The 16,707-nt window shown below is 67.4% G+C and carries 13 protein-coding genes; 11 read left to right on the top strand and 2 right to left on the bottom strand.

The window, feature by feature from the left end:
* Positions 1 to 255: 255 nt before the first annotated feature.
* A complete protein-coding gene (locus C8271_RS10370; RefSeq protein ID WP_106507217.1) occupies positions 256 to 870 on the bottom strand; it encodes an MBL fold metallo-hydrolase in 615 nt (204 codons plus the stop codon).
* Positions 867 to 1,967 (bottom strand): S-(hydroxymethyl)mycothiol dehydrogenase, encoded by a 1,101-nt coding sequence (locus C8271_RS10365; protein ID WP_106507216.1) that lies wholly within the window; start codon positions 1,965 to 1,967, stop codon positions 867 to 869. Before C8271_RS10365 ends, C8271_RS10370 begins: the two co-directional genes overlap by 4 nt.
* A 169-nt stretch (positions 1,968 to 2,136) precedes the next feature.
* On the opposite strand from C8271_RS10365, the gene pheS reads away from it, so the two are divergent.
* From pheS to tyrS, 11 genes are all read left to right on the top strand, one after another.
* Positions 2,137 to 3,240, top strand: coding sequence for a phenylalanine--tRNA ligase subunit alpha (gene pheS, locus C8271_RS10360; protein ID WP_425428210.1), 1,104 nt, complete (start codon positions 2,137 to 2,139; stop codon positions 3,238 to 3,240).
* A 1-nt stretch (position 3,241) separates the two neighbouring features.
* The gene (gene pheT / locus C8271_RS10355) at positions 3,242 to 5,842 is read left to right on the top strand and encodes a phenylalanine--tRNA ligase subunit beta (protein WP_106507214.1); all 2,601 of its coding nucleotides are present in this window, start codon (positions 3,242 to 3,244) and stop codon (positions 5,840 to 5,842) included.
* Between the two features lie 137 nt (positions 5,843 to 5,979).
* Positions 5,980 to 7,056, top strand: a complete 1,077-nt coding sequence (gene argC, locus C8271_RS10350; protein WP_106507213.1) for an N-acetyl-gamma-glutamyl-phosphate reductase — start codon at positions 5,980 to 5,982, stop codon at positions 7,054 to 7,056.
* Positions 7,057 to 7,165: 109 nt separating this feature from the next.
* Positions 7,166 to 8,335, top strand: a complete 1,170-nt coding sequence (argJ, locus tag C8271_RS10345) for a bifunctional glutamate N-acetyltransferase/amino-acid acetyltransferase ArgJ (RefSeq protein ID WP_106507212.1) — start codon at positions 7,166 to 7,168, stop codon at positions 8,333 to 8,335.
* Positions 8,332 to 9,342 carry an acetylglutamate kinase gene (gene argB / locus C8271_RS10340; RefSeq protein ID WP_106507211.1) on the top strand — a complete coding sequence of 337 codons (1,011 nt, stop codon included), beginning with the start codon at positions 8,332 to 8,334 and terminating at the stop codon, positions 9,340 to 9,342. Before argJ ends, argB begins: the two co-directional genes overlap by 4 nt.
* Positions 9,329 to 10,570: an acetylornithine transaminase gene (locus C8271_RS10335; RefSeq protein WP_106507210.1), complete on the top strand. Its 1,242-nt coding sequence runs from the start codon at positions 9,329 to 9,331 to the stop codon at positions 10,568 to 10,570. The genes argB and C8271_RS10335 overlap by 14 nt, the downstream gene beginning before the upstream one ends.
* The gene (gene argF / locus C8271_RS10330) at positions 10,570 to 11,556 is read left to right on the top strand and encodes an ornithine carbamoyltransferase (RefSeq protein WP_106507209.1); all 987 of its coding nucleotides are present in this window, start codon (positions 10,570 to 10,572) and stop codon (positions 11,554 to 11,556) included. Before C8271_RS10335 ends, argF begins: the two co-directional genes overlap by 1 nt.
* Entirely contained in the window at positions 11,553 to 12,098 is a 546-nt protein-coding gene (locus C8271_RS10325) for an arginine repressor (RefSeq protein ID WP_106507208.1), read from the top strand. The genes argF and C8271_RS10325 overlap by 4 nt, the downstream gene beginning before the upstream one ends.
* A 107-nt stretch (positions 12,099 to 12,205) precedes the next feature.
* On the top strand, positions 12,206 to 13,435 hold the full coding sequence (locus C8271_RS10320) for an argininosuccinate synthase (RefSeq protein WP_106507207.1): 1,230 nt from the start codon (positions 12,206 to 12,208) through the stop codon (positions 13,433 to 13,435).
* A gap of 5 nt (positions 13,436 to 13,440) precedes the next feature.
* The gene (gene argH / locus C8271_RS10315) at positions 13,441 to 14,931 is read left to right on the top strand and encodes an argininosuccinate lyase (RefSeq protein ID WP_170957955.1); all 1,491 of its coding nucleotides are present in this window, start codon (positions 13,441 to 13,443) and stop codon (positions 14,929 to 14,931) included.
* Between the two features lie 199 nt (positions 14,932 to 15,130).
* A complete protein-coding gene (tyrS, locus tag C8271_RS10310) occupies positions 15,131 to 16,399 on the top strand; it encodes a tyrosine--tRNA ligase (RefSeq protein ID WP_106507205.1) in 1,269 nt (422 codons plus the stop codon).
* The last annotated feature ends 308 nt before the right edge of the window (positions 16,400 to 16,707 follow it).

Genomic DNA, 16,707 nt, shown 5'->3' with positions numbered 1-16,707 from the left:
GGCGCGCGGGGAATGTGGAGGGATGACCAGTGGGGCGACGTTGGGGATGATCTGCTGGCATCGTGCGGTGGCGCCGCGGTCTCGTGGGTGATCGCGCCCCGCGCCGAGTCCCTGGATGACCGGAGCCCCGGACCACGCCGCCTGCGGGGCGTCGTCCGGGGCTCAGAACTGTCGGCAGATGTGCGATCGCGGCGAGACCGTCGTCACGCGCCTCATGCGCCGCCTGCCGCTTCGCAGCTCAGCGTGGGCTCACAGCTAGTCGCCGTCGGCCGCCTTCTTCTCTGCGCCGATCGTGGTCGAGGGGCCATGCCCCGTGTGCACCACGGTCTCATCGGGGAGCACGAACAGGCGGTCCCGCACGGACTGTTCGATGGTCTCCCGTGAGGAGAACGAACGGCCCGTCGCACCCGGCCCGCCTTCGAAGAGGGTGTCGCCGGAGACCAGCGTCCCGAGCTCCTCGATGAAATAGCAGGTCGAGCCTGGGGAGTGACCCGGCGTGTGGATCGCCTCGATGTCGACGCCTGCAACAGAGAACATGTCGGAATCGGCAACATCCCCATCCCAGGGCAGGTCACCGTGGGTGAGCGCCCAGACCTCCTTGTCGGCAGGGTTCAGCAGCAAGGGTGCGTCGAGAGCCTCGGCGAGCTCCGGGGCGAAACGGACGTGATCGTCGTGCGCGTGGGTGAGCAGGATGCCGACGCACTCACGGTCGCCCACGAGGTCCTGGACGACCTTCACGTCGTGCGGGGCGTCGAAGACGACACACTGCTCGTCATCGCCGAGCACCCAGATGTTGTTCTCCACCTCGTGGGTTTCGCCATCGAGCGAGAAGGTGCCGGAGGCGGTCGCGTGGTCGAAACGGGCGGTCATCGGCCGATCACCGCCACGGTGCGCAGGGTCTCGCCGTCGTGCAGCGAGTCGAGGGCTGTGTTCACACCGTCGAGGTCAGTGTGGCCGGTGACGAAGCGTTCCAAGGGGAGCCGTCCTTGCAGGTAGAGGTCGATCAGGTACGGGAAGTCACGTTCGGGCAGGCAGTCGCCGTACCAGGAGGACTTCAGGGCGCCCCCGCGGCCGAACACATCCAGCAGCGGGAGGGTCAGTTCCACTCCCGGGCGGGGAACGCCGACGAGGACCACACGGCCAGCGAGGTCGCGGCCGTAGAAAGCGGCCTCGTATGTGGGTGGAATAGCGACCGCGTCGATCACCACGTCAGCGCCGAACCCGTCGGTGAGCTCCTGGATCTTCTCCGCGACCTGCTCGGGAGAGAGGTCCTTTGTGTTCACGGTGTGCGTTGCGCCCAGCTCGGTGGCGGCATCCAGCTTCTTTCCGTCGATGTCCAGGCCGATGATCGTCGTGGCGCCCGCGAGCTTCGCACCGGCGATCGCCGCGCAGCCGACGCCGCCCAGGCCGATCACGGCAACCGACTCGCCTCGCTGCACCTCGCCGGTATTCACGGCGGCGCCGATGCCCGCCATGACGCCACAGCCCAGCAGGCCTGCGACCTCGGCGGGAGCGTCTTCGGAGACTTTGGTGCACTGCATCTCGTGGACCAGGGTTTTTTCGGCGAAGGCGCCGATGCCGAGGGCGGGCTCGAGCTCGGTGCCGTCGGTCAGGGTCATCTTCTGCGAGGCGTTGTGGGTGGCGAAGCAGTACTGCGAAACACCCTTGCGGCAGGCTCGGCACTGGCCGCACACGGCGCGCCAGTTCAGAATCACGTAGTCGCCGACCTCGACGTGGGTGACGTCCTCGCCGACGGCGCTGACATGCCCTGCGGCCTCATGGCCCAGCAAGAACGGGAAGTCATCGGTGATACCACCGTCGCGGTAGGCGAGGTCAGTGTGGCAGACGCCGCAGGCGTCGATATCGACGACGACGTCATTCGGCCCCGGATCGGGGATGATGATGTCGACGAGCTCGGCGGGCTGCTCGGCTGCGCGGGCGATGACGCCCTTCACGGTCTGGGACATGCTGGCCTCCTCGGGGGCGTGGGGCACTGTCCCGGTCAGGCTATCGGGTGAGGGGATCAGGTGGACGGGTCTGAGATCTGTCGGACCGTCCTCCTAGAATGGTTCGCGGTGCCCGCGCCCGCCCCGGCCGCACACCGGCACCCCTGACCGCCACCGGACGAAAGCGAGCATCGTGTCCGAGACACCCCAGACCCCGCCGGCGATCGACGAGCAGGCGATCACCGCGGCAGTTGAGCAGGCACTGGCCGCCATCGCCGCTGCGCCCGATACCGCTGCGCTGAAGCAGGTTCGTATCGAGCATGTGGGCGACCGCAGCGTGATCGCCACCGCCAACGCCGGGATCAAGGATCTGCCCAAGGATCAGCGCGCCGCGGCTGGCAAGCTGATCGGCCAGGGCAAGGGCCGTGTGCAGAAGGCGCTCGCCGAGCGGCAGCAGGAGCTTGCGGCGGCAGAGGAAGAGCAGGCGCTCGCCACCGAGAAGGTTGATGTCACTCTGCCCACGGACCGTCTTCCGCGCGGTGCCCGCCACCCGCTGTCCCTGCTCACCGAACGGCTGGAGGACCTGTTCGTGGGGCTCGGCTGGGAGATCGCGGAGGGCCCGGAGATCGAGGCGGAATGGTTCAACTTCGACGCGCTGAACTTCGACGTCGACCATCCGGCGCGGCAGATGCAGGACACCTTCTATGTCGCACCGGAGGGGTCTGGCCAGGTGCTGCGCACGCACACCTCACCGGTGCAGGCCCGTGCGCTGCTCGAACGCGGGGTGCCGCTATACATCGCCTGCCCGGGCACCACCTTCCGCACCGATGAACCAGATGCCACCCATTCGCCGGTGTTCCACCAGGTCGAGGGCCTGGCCATTGACAAGGGTCTGACCATGGCGAACCTGGTGGGAACCTTGGACGCGATTGCCCGCACCATGTTCGGTGAGGGCGCCATCACGCGTCTGCGCCCCAGCTACTTCCCCTTCACCGAGCCCAGCGCGGAGATGGATTTCCGTTGCTTCTCCTGCGATGCAAAGCTCGGGACCGATCGCGATGCCTCGCCCGACTGTCGTGTCTGCGGTGGCACCGGGTGGATCGAGATGGGCGGCTGCGGCATGGTCAACCCGGCCGTACTGCGCGCCTGCGGCGTGGACCCGGAGGAATACCAGGGCTTCGCCTTTGGACTTGGAATCGAGCGGATCCTCATGCTGCGCAATGGTGTGGAGGATATGCGCGACATGGCGGAGGGCGACGTCCGCTTCTCCCAGCACTACGGAACGGAGATCTGACATGCCTCGCATCCCCCTGACCTGGCTCGCCGAGCACGTCGAGCTCCGCGCGGACGCCGACGCCGAGCAGGTGGCGGCCGATCTCGTCTCCGTCGGTCTCGAGGAGGAGGCGATCCACGGCGCGCAGGTCACCGGCCCGCTCGTTGTGGGCCGTGTACTTGACCTGGTGAAGGAACCGCAGAAGAACGGCAAGACCATCAACTGGTGCCGCGTCGATGTGGGCCCGGAGCACAACCACGAGCTCGATGACCCGAAGGACCCGCAGCCTGGCGAGGAACGCCCCAGCCGCGGCATCATCTGCGGCGCGCATAACTTCGTGCCCGGCGATTTGGTGGTCGTCTCCCTGCCCGGCACCGTGCTGCCCGGCGACTTCGCGATCGCGGCCCGCAAAACCTACGGCCACAAGAGCGACGGCATGATCTGCTCCGGCGACGAGCTGGGGCTCGGCCCGGACCCGGACGGCGAGGACGGCATCATCGTGCTCGGCCGCGGCCACGGGAAGGGCCTGACCGGCGAACCCGGGGACGACGCGATCAGCCTGTTGGGCCTGGGCGAAGAGGTCGTCGAGATCAACGTGACGCCAGATCGCGGCTACTGCTTCTCCATGCGTGGTGTCGCCCGCGAGTACGCACACGCCACCGGGCAGACGTTCACCGACCCTGCCCTGACCGTGAACGCACCGGAGGGCACCCGTGGTGGCGTCCCTGTGCAGATCCGCGATGACGCTCCGATCCGCGCAGGCGCAGGCTGCACCCGCTTCACCACGATCGAGGTGCGCGGCACCGACGCAACGGCGCCGAGCCCCACATGGATGCAGCGTCGGCTCACGCTTGCCGGTATGCGGCCCATCTCCCTGATCGTCGATGTCACGAACTACGTGATGCTTGACCTGGGCCAGCCGCTGCACGCCTACGACTCCCACAAGGTTGTGGCGCCGATCGTGGTGCGTCGTGCGGAGCCAGGGGAGAAGCTCACCACCCTTGATGACGTCGAGCGCACCCTGGATCCCGAGGACCTGCTGATCACCGACTTTGGTGGCCCCGAGGGGACCTCCCGCGTGCTCGGCATCGCGGGCGTCATGGGTGGAGCTGATACCGAGGTCACCGACGAGACCGTCAACGTGATCCTCGAAGCGGCAACCTTCCAGAACCACACTGTTGCCCGCTCTGCGCGGCGTCACCGTCTGCCGTCGGAGGCTTCCAAACGGTTCGAGCGCGGCGTGGATCCGAACCTTCCGCTCATCGCTGCGCAGCGCGCTGCGGAGCTGATCGTCCAGTACGGCGGCGGCGAGATCGACCATCGCGTGACCGACGAAGGCTCAGCCGCCGCTCCGCAGCCCATCGTCTTCCCAGTTTCTGATGCGCAGCGCGTCACCGGTGTCGAGTACACCCGTGAGCAGGTTGTGGACAGCCTGGAACTGATCGGCTGCCAGGTCGATGGGGATGCCGAGACTCTGCAGGTGACCCCACCATCGTGGCGTCCTGATCTCACGATTCGCGAGGACCTGGTCGAGGAGATCGCGCGCCTGGTCGGCTACGAGCAGATCCCGTCGATCCTGCCGAAGGCCACAGGTGGCCGCGGTCTCACGCGCGTGCAGCGAGCCCGTCGCCGCGCCGGCGCTGCGCTCGCTGACGCTGGCCTGACCGAGGTCGCCTCCCTACCGTTCATCGCCCCTGGTGTGTTCGATGAGCTCGGCTATACCACCGACGATGAACGCCGCCAGGCAGTGCGCCTTCTGAACCCGCTGGCCGAGGACGAGCCGCTGATCCGCACCAGCCTGCTGCAGACCCTGCTGCAGACCGCCCGACGCAATCTGGGCCGTGGCGCCGAATCGCTCGCGATCTTCCAGATCGATGCGGTGGCCCGCTCCCAGGGGGAGGGTGCAGCCAGTGCTGTGCCGTCGGCCGATGAGCGTCCGAGCGAGCAGGAGCTTGCGGCAATCATGGGCGCGCTGCCCACGCAGGCGAAGCACTTGGCTGCGGTGCTCGGCGGTGTGACCGGCCCCACGTCCTGGTACGGGGCAGGCCGCGTGGCGGACTGGGCCGACGCTGTGGACACTGCCCGTCGAGCAGCTGCCGCGTGCGGCACGGAGCTCGAGGTGCGTCAGTGCGAGTATGCGCCCTTCCATCCGGGTCGTTGCGCTGAGCTATCGGTCACAGGGGCCGACGGCGAACGGCAGGTCGTGGGCTACGCCGGCGAGCTGCACCCACGTGTGGTGAAGGCCTTCTCACTGCCGACACGCACCAGCGCCGTGGAGCTTGATCTCGACGCGGTTGCCCTGGCCGCCCCCGCCGTGGTGCAGGCTGCGCCGGTACCAACGTTCCCACTGGCCAAGGAAGACTTCGCTTTCGTCGTCGATGAATCTGTGCCGGCCGCTGCCGTGGAGGCAGCGATCCTTGTGGGCATCGGTGACGAGGCAGAGTCCGTGCATCTGTTCGACGTGTTCACGGGCGATCAGGTGGGTGAGGGCAAGAAGTCGCTCGCGTTCGCGGTGCGGCTGCGCTCCACTGAGGGGACGCTGTCCGCTGAGCAGATTGCCGCGGCACGCACACGCTGCGTGCGTGCGGTCGAACAGGCCGTCGGCGGTGAACTGCGGGCCTGAGCGTACGTCGACACCGGCACGTGACTGAGTAACGCAGTCCGCGATCGCTGGCCGGTCCGCACCCTGCCGCGAGCTGACCGGTGGCCAGCACTGGACCTGAATGCCTGATCATGCAGAGGTATGTATAGACTTACTGCATGATCGGAGCCACCGCGTCACCCACTGTCGCCATCGCCGGAGCAACCGGATACGCCGGCGGTGAGATGCTGCGCCTGCTCTCGGCGCACCCTGCGGTAACACTGCGCACGGTCACCGGACACAGCAGCGCTGGTGAGAGCCTGGTAACGATCGCCCCGCATATCGACGGCGCCGAGCAGCTCCTCATCCAGGAGACCAGTGCGCAGCACCTCGCAGGGCATGACGTTGTCGTGCTCGCGCTTCCGCATGGCCATTCCGGACGGATCGCCGCTGAGCTTCGCGCCGCCGATCCCGACGTGATCGTGCTCGACCTGGCCGCCGACCACCGGCTCGACTCCGCCCAGGACTGGACCGACTACTACGGATCCGAACACTCCGGCACCTGGACCTACGGCATGCCCGAGCTCCCTCTGGCCGACGGCACCCGTCAGCGTGACCTGCTGCGCGATGCCCGTGAGGTTGCGGTGCCCGGCTGCAACGCCACGGCCGTATCTCTCGCAGCCGCTCCTCTTGTGCGTGCCGGCCTGATCGATGCAGGCGCGCTGAATGCGGTATTGCCCGTCGGCTACTCCGGTGCCGGCCGCACGCCGAAGCCGCATCTGCTCTTCTCCGAAGCGTCACACAGCGCAGCCCCCTATGCCGTTGGCGGCAGCCACCGGCATATTCCTGAGATCCTGCAGAACCTTCGCCGGGCTGCTGGAGTCGATGAGAGTCGTCGCCTCACCTTCACCCCCGTGCTCGTGCCGATGAGCCGCGGGATTCTCGCCGTGCTCACAGCACCCGTCGCAGCGGGCACCACCACTGCGGATCTGCTCCGCGCCTTCCAGACGGACTACGAACACGAATTTTTCCTCCGCGTGCTGCCCGAAGGGCAGGTCCCGTCAACGGCCCAGGTGCTCGGATCCAACACGGTGCGCATCAGTGCCGCCGTGGACCGTCACTCCGGCCAGGCCACCGTGATCGCCGCCCTCGACAACCTCATGAAAGGCACTGCCGGCGCCGCCGTGCAGTGCATGAACCTTGCGCTCGGCCTCGAGGAGATGCTGGGGCTCACCCGCACAGCCATGTCTCCCTGACCGCACCGCCCGGTCACGCCCATCCGCGGCTCCCGGCTCGTCGAGCAGATCCCGACCACCAGCCGTCGCACACGCATCACCACAGCCTTCCACACCGAGGAGAGATTCCATGTCGATCACGCAGCCCCGCGGCTTCCGTGCCGCCGGTGTGGCCGCCGGTATCAAGGCCGCCGGCGCCCATGACCTCGCCCTTGTCGTCAACGACGGCCCCAGTCAGAGTGCCGCTGGCGTCTTCACTGCGAACCGCGTGAAGGCGGCACCGGTTACCTGGTCCTCACACGCTGTCGCCGACGGCCGCGCACATGCCGTGGTCCTCAACTCCGGCGGAGCCAACGCCTGCACCGGGCCAGAGGGATACACCGACACCATCGCCACCGCCGAACACGCCGCCGGCCTCCTCGGCTGCGCCGCAGACCAGATCCTTGTCTGCTCGACCGGACTGATCGGCGAACGCCTGCCGATGCCAACGCTGCTGGCCGGGATCGAGACCGCCCATACGACGCTCGCCGCGGGACCGTTCGCGGATTCCGACGCCTCGCGGGCAATCATGACCACCGACTCGGTGCCGAAGACCGCCGCTATCCAGTTGCCGTCCGGCGTGCGCGTCGGCGGAATCGCGAAGGGCGCAGGCATGCTCGCCCCGCAGCTCGCCACCATGCTCGTGGTCATCACCACCGACGCCGACGTGGAGCCCGCTGCCCTGCAGGAGGCTCTGACAGCAGCCACAGCGACCACGTTTGACCGGGTCGATTCCGATGCCTGCATGTCCACGAATGACACGGTGCTGCTGCTTGCCTCCGGTGCCAGTGGCATCGTCCCGTCGGCCCCGGAACTCGCCGAGGCGATCCGTGCCGTTGCCGCGGACCTTGCACGGCAGCTCGTCGCCGATGCCGAGGGCGCCAGCCACGACGTCCATGTGGTGGTTCGCGGCGCGCACAGCGAGCCTGCTGCTGTTGCTGTTGCCCGTGAAATCGCCCGCTCGAACCTGGTCAAGACCGCGATCGCTGGGAACGACCCGAACTGGGGTCGGATCGTCGCTGCCGCCGGCTGCGTGCCGGAGGACGTCGCCCCCTTTGACCCCGCCCAGCTGTCCGTGAGCGTCAATGGCGTCGAGGTGTGTCGCCACGGCGGCGCCCACATCGACCGCAGCGAGGTGGACATGACCCCGCGCGAGACCGTCATCGAGGTCAACCTCGATGCCGGCACCGCCGAGGGCGACATCTGGACGAACGACCTCACACACGAGTACGTCGAAGAGAACAGCGCCTATTCCTCATGAAACCCGACGCCCCCACCTCCGCCGAGAACCGCGGTTCCACGCGCACCGCGGAGACGACCGTGGAGCACACCGTGGCCGGTAAGAACCCGATCGCGCCGCTCGATGCCGCGCGCCGTGAGGCACACGCCAAATCAGAGGTGCTCATCGAGGCGCTGCCGTGGATCCAGCGGTTTCGTGACCGCATCGTGGTTGTGAAGTACGGCGGCAACGCGATGATCGACGACGACCTGCGCCGCGCCTTCGCCGCCGACATGGTCTTCATGCGGCTGGCTGGGATCCACGTGGTCGTGGTGCACGGTGGCGGGCCGCAGATCTCCGCGATGCTCTCCCGGCTCGGCATGGAGGCCTCGTTCCGCGGCGGCATGCGCGTGACCGACGCCGAGACCATGGACGTGGTGCGTATGGTGCTCGTCGGCCAGGTAGGTCGTGAACTGGTCGGGCTGATCAACCAGCATGGCCCCTACGCGATCGGCATGTCCGGGGAGGATGCGAGGCTGTTCGCCGCCCGCCGCCGCGGCACCGAGATCGACGGTGAAGACGTGGACCTGGGACACGTGGGCGAGGTGACCACCGTGAACATCGGCTCCGTACAGGACATGCTTGACGCCGGTCGTATCCCCGTTGTGTCCTCCATCGCCCCGGAAGTCGACGTGAATGGCGACCCCACCGGCGAGGTGCTCAACATCAACGCCGACCTTGCCGCCGCTGCGATCGCCCGTGGACTGAACGCAGAGAAGCTCGTCATGCTGACCGACGTCGAGGGCCTGTATCGGAACTGGCCCGACCGCACCTCGCTTATTCCTGAGATCCCGGCGAGTGAGCTGCGGGCCATGCTCCCAGACCTTACGGAGGGCATGATCCCCAAGGCGGAGGCTCTGCTCGGCGCCGTGGAGGCCGGGGTGCGTACCGCAGCCATGATCGACGGCCGCATCGAGCATGCGGTGCTGCTGGAGGTGTTCACCACGAAGGGTGTAGGCACCATGGTCAGGAGGGATGACTATGTTTGAGAGCGAGCACATCACGGCGACCAATCCCACCGGGCACGAGTTCACCGACCGATACCGCAGTGCGCTGCTGAACGCTTTCGGCCCGCCGCAGCGCGTGCTCGTGCGCGGCGAGGGGGCGCGGGTCTGGGACGCCGACGGCACCGAGTACCTGGACCTGCTCGCCGGGATCGCCGTGAACGCCCTCGGTCACGCTCATCCGGCGCTCGTGGCCGCCGTGCAACAGCAGGCGGAGTCGATCATCCACGTCTCGAACTTCTTCGCCACCCCGCCGCAGATCGAGCTGGCCGAGACCCTGCTGCGCCTCGCGCAGGCACCGGACGGATCCGGCGTGTTCTTCGCGAACTCCGGGGCTGAGGCGAACGAGGCCGCCCTGAAGCTTGCGCGCCTGACCGGACGGCCGCGCGTCATCGCCCTCGAGGACTCCTTCCACGGCCGCACCCTTGGCTCGCTGTCGCTGACCTGGAAGAAGGCCTACCGCGAACCGTTCGAGCCGCTGCCCGGCGGCGTGGAGTTCCTGCCCGCCGGTGACACCGAGGCGCTAGCACGCGCTCTCGCTCCCGGCGATGTTGCGGCCGTGTTCGCAGAGCCGATCCAGGGCGAGGCAGGCGTTGTCCCGCTGGAGACCGAGTATCTGCTCGCCGCGCGTCGCCTGACCCGTGAGCACGGCACTCTGCTCGTGCTCGACGAGGTGCAGACAGGTATGGCCCGCACCGGCCACTGGTTCTCCCACCAGCGGATCGACGGCCTACAGCCCGACGTGATGACCTTGGCCAAAGGACTCGGCGGAGGCGTGCCGATCGGTGCCGTGATCGCCTGTGGCCCGGCCACGAGAGGCCTCCTGCAGCCCGGCCAGCACGGCACCACCTTCGGCGGCAACCCTCTCGCCGCGGCAGCCGCACTCGCCGTGATCCGCACGATCGCCGACGACGGCCTGCTTGAGCATGCTCAGCAGATGGGTGAGCTGATCGAGCACGCCGTCACAGCGCTCCATGACCCCCGCCTGGTCGCGGTGCGCGGTGCCGGCTTGCTGCGCGGCATCGCACTGCGTGATCCTCGTGCCGCCGCTGTCGCTGCCGTCGCCCTGGAGGAGGGGTACATCGTCAACGCTCCGAACCCCACCACGATCCGTCTGGCGCCGCCACTCATCATTCAGGAGTCGCAGCTGCGCGGTTTCATCGCGGCCCTGCCCGGCCTGCTCGATGCCGCCGCTGCCCGAGGAGAGAACTGATGCCCCGACATTTCTTGCGCGATGACGACCTCACTCCTGCTGAGCAGAAGGAGGTGCTTGCCCTCGCCCTGGATCTGACCGATGACCGCTTCGCCCGTCGGCCCTATGCCGGCCCGCGCACCGTGGCGGTGCTGTTCGACAAGTCCTCCACCCGCACCCGGGTCTCCTTCGCGACCGGCATTGCCGAGCTCGGTGGAAACCCGTTGGTGATCGAGTCGCGCGCCAGCCAACTCGGCCGCGGTGAATCGATCGCAGACACCACCCGCGTGCTCACCTCGATGGCCTCCACGATCGTGTGGCGCACCTTCGGGCAGAAGCGGATCGAAGAGATGGCCGCCCACGCCACGGTGCCTGTGGTCAACGCCCTCACCGACCAGTTCCACCCCTGCCAGATCCTCGCGGACCTGCTCACCATTGCTCAGCAGCGCGGCGGTCTGGCCGATGGCGACGCCGCCCTCGCTGGCCGGTCCCTGGCCTACCTGGGCGACGGCGCGAACAATATGGCGCACTCCTACCTGCTCGGCGGCGCGACTGCCGGCATGGACGTGCGGATTGCGAGCCCCGCATCCCACCGCCCTGATGACGCGGTCCTCGCTGATGCCCGCGCGATCGCGCAGTGCACCGGCGGATCGGTCACGATCACCGATGATCCCGCGGCAGCCGTCGACGGCGTCGATGCTGTGCTGACTGACACATGGGTATCCATGGGGCAGGAGGGCGAGGACGGCCGTGACGAGCAGACCTTCGCCCGCTTCCAGGTCACCGACGAGCTGATGGCCGCGAGCGGCGACGGCGTGTTCCTGCACTGCCTGCCCGCCTACCGCGGCAAGGAGGTCACCGCCTCTGTGATCGATGGGCCGCGCTCCGTGGTGTGGCAGGAGGCCGAGAACCGCCTGCACGCTCAGAAGGCTCTGCTGACGTGGCTTATGGACCACCCGGACGAGAACACCGCCGTCCATGCGTTACCGCGGAAGGAGGTGCGATGAGCAGCCCCCGCCCTGGCGCTCCCGCCACGAAGACCTCGCGGCAGCGTCGCATCACCGAGATCCTTGAACGTGAAGTCGTCGGCTCCCAGTCGCGCCTTGCGGAACTGCTGATCGCCGACGGTATCGATGTCACCCAGGCGACGCTCTCCCGTGACCTGGTTGAGCTGCAGGCAGAGAAAGTGCGCGGCCCCGGTGGTGGACTCGTCTACCGGCTGCCGCCGGAAGGCACTGCCCCGCGCGGCGAAGGCCTGGAAGAGCTGCTCGAGGCACGGCTGCCGCGTCTTGCCGAAGGCCTGCTGGTCTCCGCGGAGGCTAGTGCCAATATCGTCGTGGTCCGTACCCCGCCTGGCGCCGCCCAGTATCTGGCCTCCGCCATGGACCGTTCGGTGCTGCCCGATGTCTTGGGAACCATCGCCGGTGACGACACGGTGCTTCTGGTCTGCCGAGAGGCCGACGGTGGCGCGCCGCTGGCCGAACGGCTGCTTGCCCTCGCCGAGGGGCGCCGCAACCCGTCGGCACCGTCCCCGTCCGAACCTGACTGATATAGCTGCGCCGACGGTGCACTGTCCCGTCGGCCCCTAATACCACCTGACCCACCGCCCCTGAACCTCTCCCGGTATCCCGGAACCCCGATCTGAAGGAGAACCTCATGACGGAACGCATCGTTCTCGCCTACTCCGGCGGCCTCGACACCTCCGTGGCCATCGGCTGGATCCACGACGCCACCGGCGCCGACGTCATCGCCTGCGCGGTCGACGTGGGCCAGGGCGGAGAGGACCTCGAGGTGGTCCGCCAGCGCGCCCTGGACTGCGGCGCCGTCGAGGCATACATCGCTGACGCCCGTGACGAGTTCGCCGCGGAGTACTGCATGCCGGCCCTGAAGGCGAATGCCCTCTACATGGACGCCTACCCGGTCGTGTCCGCTATCAGCCGTCCCGTGATCACGAAGCACCTGGTCAAGGCCGCCAAGAATTTTGGTGCCTCCACCGTGGCGCACGGCTGCACCGGCAAGGGCAATGACCAGGTCCGTTTCGAAGTCTCCATCACCTCGCTCGCCCCGGAGCTGAAGTGCATCGCCCCGGTGCGCGACCTGGCCCTCACGCGTGACAAAGCCATCGACTACGCCGAGCGCAAGAACCTGCCGATCGAGACCACCAAGCACAACCCGTTCTCGATCGACCAGAACGTGTGGGGCCGCGCGGTGGAGACCGGCTACCTCGAGGACATCTGGAACGAGCCCACGAAGGATGTCTACTCCTACACGGACGACCCGGCCTTCCCTCCGGTCGCCGACGAGGTCGTCATCACCTTCGAGCAGGGCGTCCCCGTGAAGATCGATGGCCGCGCCGTCCCCCCGCTGGAGGCCATCCAGGAGATGAACCGCCGCGCCGGTGCGCAGGGTATCGGCCGGATCGACATCGTCGAGGACCGTCTCGTGGGCATCAAGTCCCGGGAGGTCTACGAGGCGCCCGGCGCGATGGCCCTGATCACCGCCCATCAGGAGCTCGAACGCGTCACCCTCGAGCGCGAGCAGGCTCGTTTCAAGCGGACGGTGGGGGACAGGTGGACCGAATTGGTCTACGACGGCCAGTGGTTCAGCCCGCTCAAGAAGTCCCTCGATGTCTTCATCAACGACACCCAGCGGTACGTCAACGGTGAGATCCGAATGTCGCTGCACGGCGGACGCGCCACCGTGACCGGGCGTCGCTCCGAGAGCGGTCTGTACGATTTCAATCTGGCCACGTACGACGAGGGCGATACGTTCGACCAGTCCCAGGCCAAGGGCTTCATCGAGATCTATGGGCTGGCCTCCAAGCAGGCCACCGCACGCGATGTCGCCTTCGGCAACGGCCCCGATCTCGACGCGAAGGACAAGTGATGAGCATGGCCGAGGATGCCTCGCAGGACTTGACGGGACGCGACAGGACCGCGCAGGACGAGGGACAGACCCTCTCTGAGGAGCATGCCGAACGGCTGGCCTTGTGGGGTGGCCGCTTCGGCACTGGCCCGGCCGCTGCACTCGCCGCGCTGTCGGTGTCCACGCATTTCGACTGGCGCCTCGCGCCCTACGACCTGCGGGGCTCCTCGGCCCATGCCAACGTTCTGCATGCCGCAGGACTGCTCAGCGACGACCAGCTCGAGGCAATGCAGGCCGCGATCACGCAGCTCGCGGACGACGTTGCCTCGGGTGCCTTCGTCCCCGGGCCCGACGACGAGGATGTGCACACCGCCCTGGAACGCGGCCTGCTCGAACGGGCCGGTGAGGAACTCGGCGGCAGGCTGCGTGCAGGACGCTCCCGCAATGACCAGATCGCCACCCTGATCCGCATGTACATCCGCGATCAGGCCCGCGAGATCGGCGCTATGGTGCTCGATCTGGTGGATGTGCTGCTGGCCCGTGCGATCGAGGTGCATGGCGCGGCGATGCCCGGCCGTACCCACCTCCAGCACGCCCAGCCGCTGCTGCTGAGCCACCATCTGCTGGCGCACGCCTGGCCGCTGATGCGCGATGTCCAGCGTCTGCGTGACCTCGATCTGCGCTGCGCGCTCTCGCCCTACGGCTCCGGTGCACTCGCCGGCTCGAGCCTGGGCCTTGACCCCGAGGCCGTTGCCGCTGAGCTCGGTTTCGATGCCGCTGTAGAGAACTCGATCGACGGCACCGCCGCGCGGGACCTCACCGCAGAGTTCGCCTTCGTGCTCGCCATGATCGGGATCGACCTCTCCCGTCTCTCGGAGGAGATCATCCTGTGGAACACGAAGGAGTTCTCTTTCATCACGCTTGATGACTCCTACTCCACGGGCTCTTCGATCATGCCTCAGAAGAAGAACCCGGACATCCCCGAGCTGGCCCGCGGCAAGGCTGGACGCATCCTCGGTGATCTCACCGGTCTGCTTGCGACGTTGAAGGCCCTGCCTCTTGCGTACAACCGAGACCTGCAGGAGGACAAGGAGCCGGTGTTCGATCAAGTCGATTCCCTGCACCTGGTGCTGCCGGCCTTCACCGGCATGATGGCGACTCTTGTGTTCCACACGGAGCGCATGGCTGAGCTGGCCCCGCAGGGTTTCTCACTCGCCACCGATATCGCTGATCACCTTGTGAGGCGTGGAGTTCCGTTCCGCAGTGCCCACGAGATCTCGGGGGCGTGCGTACGCCGCGCCGAGGAGCAGGGCAAGGAGCTGTGGGACCTGACCGATCAGGAGCTTGCCGACATCTCCGAGCATCTGGACAGCTCGGTACGGGAGGTGCTCAGTGTGGAAGGGTCAATCGCGTCGCGTGACGCGAAGGGCGGCACGGCCCCGGCGCGTGTGGCCGAACAGGAGCAGGCGCTCGCTGAGCAGGTCGCTCAGTTGCGGGCCTTCACCGGCGCGCGCTGAGTCGCGTTCTGGTTCTGCTCGCGGGGCATCGTCACTGTGACGGTCAGCGGCACTCGCTCAGCTGCCGTCTGCGCGCTCAGCTCTGCGCACGCCGTGCGCTGCGGGCGTCCAGCAGAGCAGACTCCGTCGCGGTGATGAGACAATCCATGCGAGCCGTCGTCCCCGGCGGCCGGATATCCGTGGGAAGGATCTGGAACCGATGACCACCGTGTGGGAGGACCTCAACCAGCGAGGTCTCGTTGTGCAGACCACTGGCCCCGAGGCGCTCGGGAAGGCTCTAGCGCAGGGTCCAGTCAGCCTGTACTGCGGATTCGATCCGACGGCTGGTTCCCTGCACGTCGGGCACCTGACGCAGGTTCTCACGATGCGGCGTTTCCAGCTCGGCGGTCATAAGCCGTACGCCCTCGTGGGCGGCGCGACAGGCTTGATCGGTGATCCTCGTATGTCCGGTGAGCGCGTACTGAATGACGAGTCGGTGGTAGCCGGCTGGGTGGAGTCGCTGCGCGAGCAGATCTCTCGCTTCCTCGACCCCGACGGGGAGTTTGGCGTCACCATGGTCAACAACCTCGACTGGGTCGGGCAGCTGTCCGCGCTCTCCTTCCTGCGCGACATGGGCAAGCACTTCCGCATGGGCACGATGCTCGCCAAGGACACCGTCGCTCGACGCCTTCAGTCCGATGAAGGCATCTCCTACACCGAGTTCAGCTACCAAGTGCTGCAGGCGATCGACTACCTCGAGCTGCACCGCCGGTACGGCATCACCCTTCAGTACGGCGGGAACGACCAGTGGGGCAACATCGTGGGCGGCGTCGACCTCATCCATAAGGTGACTGGCCATGACGCGCACGCCATGACCACTCCTCTGGTCACAAAGGCCGACGGGACGAAGTTCGGAAAGAGCGAGGGCGGCTCGGTGTGGCTGGATCCCGCCCTCACGAGCCCCTATGCCTTCTACCAGTTCTGGCTGAATGCCGCAGACGCTGATGTCATGAACTACCTGCGGTTCTTCTCCTTCCGGGACGCTGAGGACCTAGCGGGGCTCGAGGAAGCCACGCGTACCGCGTCGCATGAACGTCGCGCCCAACGTGCGCTCGCAGATGACATGACCACGCTGGTGCATGGCGCCGACGCCACCCGTCAGGTCACCGCGGCTGCTGCTGTGCTGTTCGGGCGCGGTGATGTGCGGGAGCTCGACGAACCGACCCTGGCTGCCGTGGCGCGTGAACTGCCACAGGCGACCTGCGCGCCGAGTGCGACGGTGCTGGAGGCATACCTGGCCTCCGGCATCCTGGCGAGTAAGGGTGAGGTGCGCCGGGCAGCTGCTGAGGGCGGCCTGTCGATCAACGGAGAGAAACTCACGGCTGACGATCTCGAGCGTTCTCTTGAGACGATCCCAGCCCTGTCCGGAGGGCATCTGTTGCTGCGGCGGGGACGAAAGACCGCCGCGATGGTGCAGGTCGCGCTCTGAGCGATGTGACGGCGGCGACCACGATGAGGTGACCTGCCTCTCGGATACAGGTCACATCGAGGTGAACCAGAGCCAGGACTAGGCCTAAAAATCCGCTCCGACCTGGAGCAATGTTAATCCGCGCCGGTGAACAGTGGCTGAACCACCGAGTTGACGACGCTCGGGAGGACCCGTAATGTCTTCCGCTGTCACCGACGAGGACGCGGCGGCGATGGGCCGGAGCCGAACGGAACCAGCGAATCGCCGCCAGGTCATCGTGCGATGACAGGCCCTCGGGCCACCGCAGCTCCTGCGGATCAGAAGGACCG

Origin of the sequence: Brachybacterium timonense (assembly GCF_900258505.1) — a bacterium.
GTDB lineage: Bacteria > Actinomycetota > Actinomycetes > Actinomycetales > Dermabacteraceae > Brachybacterium > Brachybacterium timonense.
This window is presented reverse-complemented; position numbering and strand designations above follow the sequence as displayed.

Excerpts from the sequence above, each read along its gene's own strand:
- C8271_RS10370 (WP_106507217.1), bottom strand. The coding sequence starts at position 870 with ATGACCGCCCGTTTCGACCACGCGACCGCCTCCGGCACCTTCTCGCTC.
- C8271_RS10365 (WP_106507216.1), bottom strand. The coding sequence starts at position 1,967 with ATGTCCCAGACCGTGAAGGGCGTCATCGCCCGCGCAGCCGAGCAGCCC.
- pheT (WP_106507214.1), top strand. The coding sequence starts at position 3,242 with ATGCCTCGCATCCCCCTGACCTGGCTCGCCGAGCACGTCGAGCTCCGC.
- argC (WP_106507213.1), top strand. The coding sequence starts at position 5,980 with ATGATCGGAGCCACCGCGTCACCCACTGTCGCCATCGCCGGAGCAACC.
- argJ (WP_106507212.1), top strand. The coding sequence starts at position 7,166 with ATGTCGATCACGCAGCCCCGCGGCTTCCGTGCCGCCGGTGTGGCCGCC.
- argB (WP_106507211.1), top strand. The coding sequence starts at position 8,332 with ATGAAACCCGACGCCCCCACCTCCGCCGAGAACCGCGGTTCCACGCGC.
- C8271_RS10335 (WP_106507210.1), top strand. The coding sequence starts at position 9,329 with ATGACTATGTTTGAGAGCGAGCACATCACGGCGACCAATCCCACCGGG.
- argF (WP_106507209.1), top strand. The coding sequence starts at position 10,570 with ATGCCCCGACATTTCTTGCGCGATGACGACCTCACTCCTGCTGAGCAG.
- C8271_RS10325 (WP_106507208.1), top strand. The coding sequence starts at position 11,553 with ATGAGCAGCCCCCGCCCTGGCGCTCCCGCCACGAAGACCTCGCGGCAG.
- C8271_RS10320 (WP_106507207.1), top strand. The coding sequence starts at position 12,206 with ATGACGGAACGCATCGTTCTCGCCTACTCCGGCGGCCTCGACACCTCC.
- argH (WP_170957955.1), top strand. The coding sequence starts at position 13,441 with ATGGCCGAGGATGCCTCGCAGGACTTGACGGGACGCGACAGGACCGCG.
- tyrS (WP_106507205.1), top strand. The coding sequence starts at position 15,131 with ATGACCACCGTGTGGGAGGACCTCAACCAGCGAGGTCTCGTTGTGCAG.